A 12,108-nucleotide genomic window follows, 5' to 3' on the forward strand; every position below is an offset into this window, starting at 1 on the left:
CCGATGTTTGTGGCGATTCACATCGACCACGTTCTCACATCCCGACAGGAGCAGCCGCCCTCAGTTAGGCTCGACCGAGACCCCAATCACCCCATCTGTGGAAGAAAGTACGTTTGCGGGCGACGAAGTCTGCTTCGTCGCCGCCATGAAAGCAGAGTAACCATTCGGCCGGGGCCGCGGTAGCTATGATTTCGGGCGACGGTTTTTCTGCGGTGGGTTTCGGCGGTGCGTGACCGGCAGCCCTGCGCTCTCGACGATATGCCGAAGGTTGCCGATGCCGTCTTCGTGAAGACGACGATAGGTTCGCTTAGAGCCCGGTTGGAAACTCACGGGTGAGGGCTTCTTCGTAGCAGGTTGCTGCCCATGGCGAGAGCGTGAAGCATCTGACTGAGTCGAATATATTACCATCGTGTAGCGACGACATGCTGCGTGGAACTCTAGAGTTGAATATCACATCGGGGGAAGTTGTTTGTCTACAGGGTCTTGGAACTTCCGGTTATTGCTCATTCTTGATTGCTGAAGCGGATGACGGATATGGTTGCCGGAGAACCGAATGACGTGCGATTGAAAAACGTCGACGGCCGATGGATTGTTCAGGTCGTCGAAAATGGCAGAGTAACTCGGCATTCATTCAACGCTCAAGCCGTTGCCGAGAGCTACGCCGAATTCCAGAGAGTTAGGCTCGGCCTGCCTAGAAAGCCACCAATTTGGGAGGAGAACCCGGTGGATGAGCGCCCTAAGAGGCTTCGTGAAATACCAGACTTCATCATCAACGATGTTCTCGACCTCGCCGAGTATTCTTATCGCGGTATTGTCACTACGATAGTTGATAAACACGGAAATCGCCTCCGTCTCCACCTCACAGTCGTGACCTCAGAATTGCTTTGCGAGCGAATTGCCAACGCGCTGGAGCGCCGGTACGGCGAATAGCGACTTAAGCTAACAGGCAGGCTTCTCTGATTGGGGTCGTTGAGTCAAGCTCCTCTTAATATTTTCCGGACCATGTCGCCCCGCGGGTCATTCGCTTCTCTTCGCGGTCGACGTTAGGGCCGCCGCATGATGATGTTGGGGTGGACGGCCCCGCACGGCATCGACACGTCAAAACACATCTTCCAGCTCCATGGTGTGAACGCAGCTGAGGAGCCGGCGCTGCGCAAAAACTGCGGCGCAAGGAGGTGATGGCGTTCTTTGAGAAGCTGCCGTCGACAGTGGTTGCAACCGAAGCGTGAGGGGCTGGCACCACTGGGCACGCCCGCTGCAGTCCTTTGGGCATGAGGTGAAGCTAGTTCCTCCTCAATATATCAAACCGTACGTCAAGCGCGGTAAGAACGATGCGGCCGATGCCGAAGCGCTGTGCGAGGCGCTGAGCCGGCCGACAATGCGGTTTGTGCCGGTCAAGACCGCTAAACAACAGGCGGCATTTATGCTGGTTGGCCTGCGCGACCGGCTGATCCGCAATCGCAAAACCCGCCGCCGTGGCGCTAGCGAACAAGATCGCGCGCATTGCCTGGAAGCTAATGGTAAGCAGGAATGTCTGCAAAGCAAAGCCTATACCGCCAGCCTTAGCGCGCGCCGCATAGAGATCGGCCAGACACGGGGAACATTTCTACTGGTGTGATCGATCGATCCGAGACGCGAGACACTCCGTTGACCCATTGGTCGTTGTAGACCGCCATGATGTTGGGAACTCGGGTCTCGGATCGATCGTTCAAATCATTGCTCAACAATCTTGCGAGAAGGGTGCCGTCCACATATGGGCTCAAGAGAGCGAGGGCATTGTGGGTCGCCGATAGAGAATATATGACGCGCCGATGGCAAACATAAAGTTCGGCAGCGGTCTGACGTTAGGACTTTGGCGGGCCGTGGGATAAATACATTGTTGCAGATGATTGCGGCATACCCGCTTCTCGATTAGCCAAGTGTAGGGGCGTCCTGCGCTGAACCCTAAACAATAGTTTTCGCCCAACAAATTCTTTACTACGAAATCGGCAATCGCCCCTTCAGCGGGACGATTTTCCGCGGCAATCCGGCGAGGTGCCCTTGAGCTTTCGGTGCCATTGGACTCGATCCGCTGCAGACCGCGCCGTGCGTCCCTTAACGAGACGGTCGTAGATCCGTCGACTGTCGCTTTATGTCCCGACATCATGGCAACACAGCCGTCGCCTTGCCCGACGCCTGACGTCAAAACCACATAAGCGGCCCCCCGCAAGCTCCCGCCTCGGCTTAACGCACCACCCAGGTTTGAGCCCAGCTACTCGGCAGCCTCAGCGTGTCGGGGCAGCGGCGCGACGCGCGCCGCGCAGTATTTGAACTCTGGAATCTTGCCGTAAGGGTCAAGCATCGGATTCGTCAGCTTGTTGGCCGGGCTTTCATTGAAGCAGAACGGCATGAACACCATGCCATCAGCGACCTCGCGGTCGGCGCGCAGAATTGCCTCGACCGTGCCGCGCCTGGTCTCAACCTGGACAACGTCGCCTATCGACAGGCTGCGCCGCTCGATCTCATATGGGTTCATGGCGGCAATGCCGTAGGGCTCTATGGCATTGAGCACGCCCGCGCGCCTGGTCATGGCGCCGGTATGCCAATGTTCGAGCATGCGGCCGGTGGTCAATACCAGCGGATACTCCTCGTCTGGTACTTCGTCGGGCGGCAGAAGGTCAGTCGGCACAATACGGCCGCGCCCGTCGGCGGTCGGGAAACCCGACGAGAAGACGATCTCGTTGCCCGGCACGTCCTCGCCATCGGCAGGATAGATCACCGACCCCTCGCGCTCGACGCGCTCCCAAGAGATGTGCTTCAGCGACGGCATAACCCGCGCCATCTCAGTGTAGACTTCCGAAACGTGGTTGTAGTTCCAGTCGACGCCCATACGCCTGGCAAGGTCGATGATCAGGTCCAGGTCCTGACGCGCCTCGCCCGGCAGGTCGAGCGCCGGCCGGCCGATCTGCACCTGCCGGTTCGTGTTGGTAAAGGTGCCAAGTTTTTCGGCATGCGCGGAAGCCGGCAGCACGACATCGGCGTGCCACGCGGTTTCGGTCAGGAAGATGTCCTGCACCACGAGATGGTCGAGCTTGGCAAGGGCGGCGCGGGCATGGATCTGGTCGGGGTCCGACATCGCCGGGTTCTCGCCCATAATGTACATGCCCTTGATCTCGTCGGCATGGATGGCGTCGATGATCTCAACCACAGTCAGGCCGCGCTTGGGATCGAGCGTCTGTCCCCAGAAATTCTCGTACTGGCCGCGAATGTCGATATTTTCCACCGACTTGTAGTCGGGGTAATACATCGGGATCAGGCCGGCGTCGGAAGCGCCCTGGACGTTGTTCTGGCCGCGCAGCGGGTGCAGGCCGGTGCCCGGCCGCCCGACATGGCCAGTAATCATCGCAAGCGCGATCAGGCACCGCGAATTGTCGGTGCCGTGGGTGTGCTGGGAAATGCCCATGCCCCAGAAGATCATCGAGCGCTCGGATTTGGCATAGGTGCGCGCGACATCGCGCAGCACGCTTGCCTCGATGCCGCAGACCTCGGACATCGCCTCGGGCGAGAAATCCTTGACCTTTGCCTTCAGCGCTTCGAAGCCGCTGACATTGGCCTGGATATATTGCTCGTCATAGAGTTCCTCATCGATGATGACATGCAGAAGCGAATTCAGCATGGCGACGTCGCTGCCCGGCCTGAAGCGAAGCGAATGGGTAGCATGGCGCATCAGATCCTGGCCGCGCGGATCCATGATGATCAGCTTGGTGCCGCGCTTGACCGCCTGTTTGAAATAGGTGGCGGCGACAGGATGATTGGTCGTGGGACGCGCGCCGATGATGATGACGCATTCGGCCTTCATCGCATCCATGAATGGCGCCGACACAGCACCCGAGCCGACGCCCTCCATAAGGGCCGCGACCGAGGAGGCATGACAAAGCCGGGTACAGTGATCGACATTGTTGGTGCCGAACGCCTGGCGAACGAACTTTTGGAATAGATAGGCTTCTTCGTTGGAGCCCTTGGCCGAGCCGAAGCCGGCCAGCGCCTGCCCGCCATGCTCGTCGCGGATGGTCTTCAGACCACCAGCGGCGCGATCCAGCGCTTCTTCCCACGTGGCTTCACGGAAGACAGTCAGCGGATCGACATTGCGCATATCGGCCTCGCCGGATTTCGGCGCATCGTCGAGGCGGATCAACGGCTTGGTCAGTCGCTCCGGCGACATCGCGTAGTCGAAGCCAAACCGACCCTTGACACAGAGGCGGTTCTCGTTAGCCGGCCCATCGCGGCCGTCGATCTGGACGATCCTGTTGTCCTTGACGGCGACGCTGGTCTGGCAGCCGACGCCGCAGAACGGGCAGAGTGTGTCGACGACCTTGTCGAATTCCTGGATGACGCGGGTCTTGCCGACCTTGTCCATAAGCGTCTTTTCGTAGAGCGCGCCGGTCGGGCAGGCCTGCACGCATTCTCCGCAGGTTACGCAGGTCGACAGACCCATCGGGTCGTGCATGTCGAAGACCGGGATTGTATGGCCGCCGCGGTCGGCCATGCCGATGACGTCGTTGACCTGGACCTCGCGGCACGCGCGCACGCAGGCGCCACAGGCGATGCAGGCATCGAGATTGACGGCGATGGCCGGATTGGAAATGTCGAACTCGGCGGCATCGGCGGCATCGAACTTGGACTCGAACCGGTCGCTGCCGGAAATCCCCATCGACGAAGCCCACTGCCAGAAAGCCGACTGGTTATCGGGGCCGTCATTGGCGGGGCGCATGTTGCTGGCCAGAAGTTCGAACACCATTTCGCGCGACTTCTCGGCGCGCTCGGTATCAGTCTTTACCACCATGCCGGCAGTCGGCTTGCGAATACAGGAGGCTGCAAGCACCCGTTCGCCCTCGATGTCGACCATGCAGGCGCGGCAATTGCCGTCGGTGCGGTAACCGGGCAGATCGACATGGCACAGATGCGGGATACTGGTGCCTTCGCGCTTTGCCACGTCCCAGATGGTCTCGCCTTCGGCTGCGGCGACCGCCTTGCCGTCAAGGGTGAATTCGACCTTACCCGTCATCTCAGATATCCTCACGGAAATGCGTCAGCAAATGGTGGACCGGATTGGGCGCGGCCTGACCCAGGCCGCAGATGGAAGAATCGCGCATAACCGTTTCCAGGTCGCGCAGCGCAACCTCGTTGAGCGCTCCGTCTCTCTGCAACAACGAAACCATCTTGCCGGTTCCCTCACGGCACGGCGTGCACTGACCGCAGCTCTCATGCTTGAAGAATTTCAGCAGATTGACCGTCGCCGCCTTGGCGCTGTCCTTGTCCGAGAACACCACCACGGCATGCGAACCGACAAAGGCTCCCTGCTTGGCCAGCTCGCCGCCGAAATCGAGCGGGATATCGCCCATCGACGCCGGTAGCATGCCGCCTGAAGCGCCGCCCGGCAGATAAGCCTTGAAGACATGGCCGTCCTGCATGCCGCCGCAATGATCCTCAATCAGTTCGCGCACGGTGACGCCGGCCGGGGCCAGCTTGACGCCGGGGTTCTTGACGCGTCCCGATACCGACCACGACCTAATCCCGGGATGGCCTGGCTTCCCGAGCGCTGCAAACCATTCCGCGCCCTTCTCGATGATGTCGCGGATCCACCACAGCGTCTCGACATTGTGGTTGAGCGTGGGACGACCAAACAGACCGACCTCGGCGATGTATGGCGGGCGGTGGCGGGGCAGGCCGCGCTTGCCCTCGATGCTTTCCAGCATCGCGCTTTCCTCGCCGCAAATATAGGCGCCGGCGCCGCGCCGCAGTTCGATGAAGCCCGGCTTGGCGATGCCGGCCATTTCCAACGCTTCGATCTCGGTGCGGAGAATATGCAACACCGCCGGATATTCGTCGCGCATGTAGAAATAAATGCGTTCGGCTTCGACCGCATGTGCCGCAATCAGCGCACCTTCCAGTGTGCGATGCGGGTCGCGTTCGAGGTATACGCGGTCCTTGAAAGTGCCGGGTTCGCCCTCGTCGCCATTGATCGACATCAGCCGCGGGCCGGGATATGAGCGGACGAACTCCCACTTCTTGCCGGCAGGAAAGCCTGCGCCACCAAGGCCGCGGAGCCCCGCGCTTTGCATGGTGGCGATGATCGCCTCGGTGGCAAGGCCGCCATCTCGCACCTTCTGGAGAAGCTTGTAGCCGCCAGCCGTCCGATAAGCCTCAAGCGTCGTGTAGCCGGGCACCACGACCTTTGTGTCGCCGGACTTCGACATTCCCAGCAAGCTCTCAACTGTGGCGTGATCGACTTCGTGGTCGCCGATGCGCGCGGCCGGTGCGCCAGCGCAGCGACCCATGCAAGGGGCGCGCACGAGACGAACTGCGCTCGGGTCGATGCTGGTCGCAAGCTCGGCAACCAGACTTTCGGCACCCGCCAGCATGCAGCTGATGGAATCGCAGATCCTAATCGTCAGCGGCGCAGGTGGCGTCTTGCCTTCCTTGACGACATCGAAATGATCGTAGAACGAGGCAACTTCGTATACTTCGGCCTGCGAAAGCCGCATGTCTTCGGCAAGGGCACGCAAGTGGGCAGCCGAAAGGCAACCATACTTATCCTGGATGAGATGCAGAAACTCGATCAGCAGATCGCGCCGCAGCGGCTTGGCGCCCAAAAGCGCTCTGACATCCGCGAGCGCGCGATCATCGAGCCCGCGGCCCTTGGGCCCACGATCGCGGCGGCGGCGAGCTTGAACTGTCATGCTCTCTCCCTTTACGTCGTTTACTTCGCGGCGGGCTCAACGAGAGGCCATCGTGATTTCATTAGAAGGCGCAATATTCCTCACGCCACACCAATTTTCAGTGATTCCGAACGCGGTGCCTAGATATGCTAGCCCACCGCAGGGCACGAAAGCATATCCAACATTGAGGCAGACGACCTCACGGGTCCATGTGCCTTTCGATCAAGAATATTATCCGGTCGCCGTCCTGCGCGGTATTCTCAATGCGATCCCGGGTTTCGCTAATTAGATGGGGAATGTCAATAGCCGACAAAGGGTCCGAGCAATGGACTTCGAGCCTATCGCCCGGTCTGATCGCTCTAAGAGCCTTGCGGGTCTTCAAGGCCGGCAGGGGACATTTCAGCCCAGTGAGATCAAGCTTTATCGTTGTCATAGGCGGAAAGTATAATCTTCCTCAGTCGAGGCCAAGCACAAAACATGGAGCTAAAAGGGCACGCTAGGCCGGATTCGAATGGTGGCTTTCAGACCAGGCTAGAATAGGGCAGAAAGGTAACCGTCTGGCCCCGGTCAACGCTTGTCGTCTCCTCGCGAAGCTCGACAAGGCCATCCGTTTCCACAAGCGAGGACAGAAGCCCAGCTCCCTCGCGCGGGAATTTTACCGCCTCGATAGCGCCGTCTGCGGCCTTGCGCAGACTGACGCGCACATATTCGCGGCGGCCGGCCTTCTTTCTGTAGGAAAAGGCGGCGCGCAACGGGACAGCGACAGGCGCCTGTGGCGGCGTGCCGGAGAGCGCCAATATGGCCGGACGGGCAACATGGACAAAAGTGACGTAGCTCGCCACCGGGTTTCCAGGCAACCCGACAAATGGGGTCCCGCCAATCACCCCCATAGCGACGGGGCGGCCGGGCTTGATGGCCATGCGCCAGAAAACCAGTGTGCCGAGGCTTTGCACCGCCGCCTTGACATAATCCGCGTCGCCGGTCGACACGCCGCCGGACGTAAGGACCAGATCATGCGTTGCAGCGGCGCTTTTGAGCACAGAAGCTGTCGAGCCGGGATCGTCGCCGAGAATGCCGAGATCTGCGATTTCGCACCCCAGGCGAGCCAGCATGGAAATCAGCATGAACCGATTGGAATCAAAAACCTGCGTCGGGCCGCGCTGGGCGCCGGGCGCAACGATCTCGTTGCCGGTTGAAAAGACGGCGACCCGGATGCGCCGGCGAACCTCGATTTGGGTCAGGCCAAGGGCAGCTGCGAGCGCCACGTCCTGCGGCCGCATAAGGCGCCCTGCCTGTAGTACGATCTGTCCGGCAGTGACGTCTTCGCCTACCGGGCGGACATTGGCGCCGCGCTTCAGGCCAGGCGGCAGAATAACGCGGCCCTCACAGTCGAGGTCCACATCTTCTTGCATGAAGACGGTGTCTGCGCCGGCTGGCATGGGTGCGCCTGTGAAGACGCGGACAGCCTCGCCGGGCGCGGTTGCGACAGTTGCGGCAGCGCCTGCATGAACGCGACCCGCCACGGCAAACGCCTTATGCGCACCGGACGGAAGGTCCGTGCTGCGCAGGGCATAGCCGTCGACGGCGGAATTGGTGAAAGGCGGCAATGGCAGCGGCGCGACAATATCCTGCGCGAGGACGCGTCCATCGGACAGGACAAGCGAAAGAGCTTCGGTCCCTTCCACCGCACCCAAGCGAGCGGCGAGCAGAGCCATGGCGTCGTCCACCGGCAACAGCGGCCCGCCGAAGGCAAAGCAGTCATCCGAAAGTTGCGCCATCGTCCAAACTCCACCTTTTCACCATCTCTTGAACCATTGGGCATTCGCGACCTATCACTACATAAGGCTGACGCGCGAGCCATTTCGTGTAAAACGTCACAAACACAGTTTCCGACTGCAATCTCGTCGGCCGGCACATAAACGGGAACGCCATGAAATATAGTAAAGACCGCCCCGATATCGCGGCTATCATGCCCAATCCGGGGGATTCGCGACTGACGGAATGGGTGAGAGGGGTCGACCAGACGGGCGCGCCGGTCGAGGTCACGGTTCCGGTCGAACGCGCATTGACACTTTATCTCAATGCGCAGGAAATCGTCACTATGATGACGATCAACGACTACCCAGACTATCTGGCACTCGGCTACCTGCTCAACCAGAATATGCTCAAGCCCGACGATATCGTGACCGAGGTCGAATATGACGATGACCTCCAGGTAGTAGTCGTGCGCACCGATCGAAACACGAATTACGAGCAGAAGCTGAAGAAGCGGACGCTGACTTCGGGCTGCGCGCAGGGCACCGCCTTCGGCGATCTGATGGAGGCGGTGGAGGATATTGAACTGCCGACCGCTGAATTGCGGACATCCTGGCTATATCAGATGACCCGTACCATCAACACCACGCCCTCGCTTTACCTCGAGGCCGGCGCGATCCATGGCTGCGTACTGTGCAGGCATGGCGAGCCGATCTGCTATATGGAAGATGTCGGACGCCATAATGCCGTCGACAAGATCGCTGGCTGGATGTACCGCCATGGTGTCGACCCCGCCGACAAGATCTTGTACACGACGGGCCGGCTCACCTCCGAAATGACCATAAAGACGGTGCGAATGGGCATTCCGATTCTGGTTTCGCGCTCAGGTTTCACCGCGTGGGGCGTGACGCTGGCGCGGCAGGTCGGGTTGACGCTTGTCGGCCGCGCGCGCGGCAAGCGGTTTACGGCGCTTTCCGGCGAGGAGCGGATCGTCTTCGATCAGGATATTTCCGCCGTCGAAGAGGAACAGCCACGGCACGCACGCAAGGGCGCCGAAAATGACGAGTAAGTTGCCGCAGATACTCGGCGTGGTTCTGGCGGGGGGATTAGCACGCCGCATGGGTGGCGGCGACAAGCCGATGCGCGAGATCGCCGGGCGCACAATTCTCGATCACGTCATCGAAAGGCTTTCACCGCAATGCGACGAACTGGTTCTGAACGCCAATGGCGACCTGGCCCGCTTCGCGTCGTTCGGCCTGCCGGTTCTCGCCGACACTGTAGCGGACTATCCGGGGCCACTCGCCGGTGTGCTTGCCGCGCTCGACTGGGCGGCAGAGAACAGACCCCAAACCCTGTGGGTGGTCAGCGTCGCCGGGGATTGCCCATTCCTGCCCGGCGATCTGGTTGAGCGCTTCCACCGGGCACAACAGGACGAGAGTGCCGAACTGGCCGTCGCGTCGTCGGGCGGGCGGTCTCATCCGGTGATCGGCCTGTGGAGTGTGGCGCTGCGCCACGAACTGCGCAACGCGCTGGTCGAGGAGAACCTGCGCAAGATCGACCGCTGGACGGCGCGCTATCGGCTCGCCACCGTGGCGTGGCCTCTGGAGCCTGTTGATCCGTTTTTCAACGCTAATACAGTCGAGGATCTTTCCGAGGCCGAACGACTGGCAAAACTGGCCGCTGGTTGATTCAAGCCGGCCGAAACCCCGCCTCTTCCATGGCTATACGGCTTGCGGGCGACCGCAGCGCGGTCAGGAATGCCTGGACCGCCGGCCGCGACTTGCGCATCGAGACCAACGCGAAATCGTAATGCTCTTCGGTCAGCGCAACGAAGACGAGGCCGGTGGCGCGAGCGACAGGCGCAATGGTGACACCCCAATCGGCGCGCCTTTGCACCACCGCTGCTGCGACGGCATTGTGCGAGCGCGGCTGGTTCCAGTAGCCGTCCGGTCGCGCCTGCCCGAGCAATTTGTCTATGAGAATGCGGGTTCCCGCACCCTGATTGCGGTTGACCATCATGCAGGTCGGATCGGCAAGAGCTGTGGCAAGCGCGTCTTCAGCAGACTTGCCCTCGAAGCGCGGATCGCCCGGCCGATAGACGAAGCCCTGCATGCGCCGCCAGCCGGGCACGAGTTCCAACCCCTCGCTCAGGAACGGTGTGTTGTAGGTCTGGGTCCTGTCGTCGAAGAGATGGATCGGCGCCAGGTCGCATTCACCACGCCGGGCCGCCGCCAGCCCGCCAAGGCTGCCGACGGCAAGCGATCGGGTAGACAGGCCGGCGCGCGCAAGCGGCGCCAGCACCAAATCGAGCCCGGTGCAATGACTCCCTATGATGACAAGGTCCGGCACCCTCACATGCGGCGTAAACAGCGTTACCTCGACCAGCGCGCCGGCAGGCATGTGGTCGGCAAGCGCGTCGATGCGCACGAACCCGTCAGCCTGCGCAAACGAGGTGACCGCGCCGGAGCCCTTGCCAGTCGGATAGGCGACCAGCCCGTTTTCGCCTTCAATCAGAGACACCATGACAAATTCGGTGCGGCCAAGTTCTGAACCGATGCGCAGCGGAATTGTTGCCGCTACCTGCATCTCAGCCCTCGGCGGCAGACCGGCCATGCGGCGCAGCACCGGCACGATCATGTCGTGGAAGGTGAACATCGCCGAAGTCGGGAAGCCCGGCAGGATGACGACCGGCTTGCCGTCGCAGACAGCAAGGCACAGCGGCTTACCGGGCTTTAGTGCTACACCATGCGCAATGATGCCCGGTTTGCCGAGGCGGGAGATGATGCGGTGGCTGACATCGCCGGCGCCCTTCGAAGACCCGCCGGACAGGATCAGCATATCGGAAGCCTTAAGTGCCTCGCGCATGGCACTTTCGAGCAGGACTTCGTCGTCAACAATAGCGCCGAAAAACACCGCCTCGCCGCCATTTTCGACGACTGCCGCGGTGACGACCGAGCCGTTGGCATCATAGACGGCAGCGGGGCGCAAGAGTTCGCCTGGCTGGACGAGCTCGTCACCAGTCGACAGCACTGCAACGCGAGGCTTGCGTGCGACAGCGACGTGCGAAATGCCACAGGTGGCCAACATCCCGATTTCCCGCGAGCCAATCTGAGTTCCCGCGCGGAGCAAGACCTCGCCGCGGGCAATATCGGATCCGGCATAGGATACGAATTGGCCAGGCGCTGCGCTCCGCCGGATCTCGATGGCGTCATCTTCCGCAGGCTGGGTATGTTCCACCATGACGACTGCATCAGCGCCGCGCGGAAGCGGCCCACCGGTCGCGATTGCGGTTGCGGTGCCGACCCGTACAGTCTCAGCAGGCGCGACGCCGCAAGCGATGATTTCCTCATTTAACGAAAGGCGCAGCGAGGCTGCTTCCGATGCGGATGCGATATCCGCGGATCGCACGGCAAAGCCATCGACATTCGAACGGTCGAAAGGCGGCGCATCGACCGGCGCAACGATATCGCGGGCCAGCGCCAAGCCAAGCGCGTCGGCCAGCGGGCGCTCTTCTTGGAGCATGTCGCGTGGGAAAAGCGCCGCCTCAAAGCGGGCCATCGCTTCCTCCCGCGACAGGATGGTCAGGAACTGATCCTGGGCAACCCCTTGCCGCTGGCGGGAAGCTGGTGACTGAGAGGATTTGGTCATGTCTGCG

8 protein-coding genes and 1 pseudogene are annotated in these 12,108 nt (G+C 61.2%); 4 read left to right on the forward strand and 5 right to left on the reverse strand.

Going from position 1 to position 12,108, the window contains the following annotated elements; translation table 11 throughout:
* The first annotated feature begins 534 nt into the window (after positions 1–534).
* Positions 535–930 carry a hypothetical protein gene (locus ASD99_RS34265; protein WP_200950974.1) on the forward strand — a complete coding sequence of 132 codons (396 nt, stop codon included), beginning with the start codon at positions 535–537 and terminating at the stop codon, positions 928–930.
* A gap of 132 nt (positions 931–1,062) precedes the next feature.
* Positions 1,063–1,462 (forward strand): annotated as a pseudogene (locus ASD99_RS07755) (IS110 family transposase); the annotation flags it as partial.
* Between the two features lie 789 nt (positions 1,463–2,251).
* Here the strand turns inward: ASD99_RS07755 and fdhF are convergent.
* The 4 genes from fdhF to glp form a co-directional block, all read right to left on the reverse strand.
* Positions 2,252–5,044, reverse strand: a complete 2,793-nt coding sequence (gene fdhF / locus ASD99_RS07760) for a formate dehydrogenase subunit alpha (RefSeq protein ID WP_057143187.1) — start codon at positions 5,042–5,044, stop codon at positions 2,252–2,254.
* A gap of 1 nt (position 5,045) precedes the next feature.
* The gene (locus tag ASD99_RS07765; RefSeq protein WP_057143188.1) at positions 5,046–6,719 is read right to left on the reverse strand and encodes an NAD(P)H-dependent oxidoreductase subunit E; all 1,674 of its coding nucleotides are present in this window, start codon (positions 6,717–6,719) and stop codon (positions 5,046–5,048) included.
* Positions 6,720–6,897: 178 nt separating this feature from the next.
* Positions 6,898–7,131 carry a sulfurtransferase TusA family protein gene (locus tag ASD99_RS07770; RefSeq protein ID WP_057143189.1) on the reverse strand — a complete coding sequence of 78 codons (234 nt, stop codon included), beginning with the start codon at positions 7,129–7,131 and terminating at the stop codon, positions 6,898–6,900.
* Positions 7,132–7,219: 88 nt separating this feature from the next.
* A complete protein-coding gene (glp, locus tag ASD99_RS07775) occupies positions 7,220–8,476 on the reverse strand; it encodes a gephyrin-like molybdotransferase Glp (RefSeq protein WP_057143190.1) in 1,257 nt (418 codons plus the stop codon).
* A 152-nt stretch (positions 8,477–8,628) separates the two neighbouring features.
* Here glp and ASD99_RS07780 point away from each other — a divergent pair, with 152 nt between their 5' ends.
* Both ASD99_RS07780 and mobA read left to right on the forward strand, forming a co-directional pair.
* Positions 8,629–9,522, forward strand: coding sequence for a formate dehydrogenase accessory sulfurtransferase FdhD (locus tag ASD99_RS07780; protein ID WP_057143191.1), 894 nt, complete (start codon positions 8,629–8,631; stop codon positions 9,520–9,522).
* Complete coding sequence (mobA, locus tag ASD99_RS07785; protein WP_057143192.1) at positions 9,512–10,141, forward strand: molybdenum cofactor guanylyltransferase MobA; 630 nt, start codon at positions 9,512–9,514, stop codon at positions 10,139–10,141. The genes ASD99_RS07780 and mobA overlap by 11 nt, the downstream gene beginning before the upstream one ends.
* 1 nt (position 10,142) lies before the next feature.
* Here the strand turns inward: mobA and ASD99_RS07790 are convergent, their stop codons facing one another.
* Positions 10,143–12,101 carry a molybdopterin biosynthesis protein gene (locus ASD99_RS07790; RefSeq protein ID WP_057143193.1) on the reverse strand — a complete coding sequence of 653 codons (1,959 nt, stop codon included), beginning with the start codon at positions 12,099–12,101 and terminating at the stop codon, positions 10,143–10,145.
* Positions 12,102–12,108 lie beyond the last annotated feature (7 nt).

Origin of the sequence: Mesorhizobium sp. Root695, assembly GCF_001428185.1 — a bacterium.
Classification (GTDB): domain Bacteria; phylum Pseudomonadota; class Alphaproteobacteria; order Rhizobiales; family Rhizobiaceae; genus Mesorhizobium.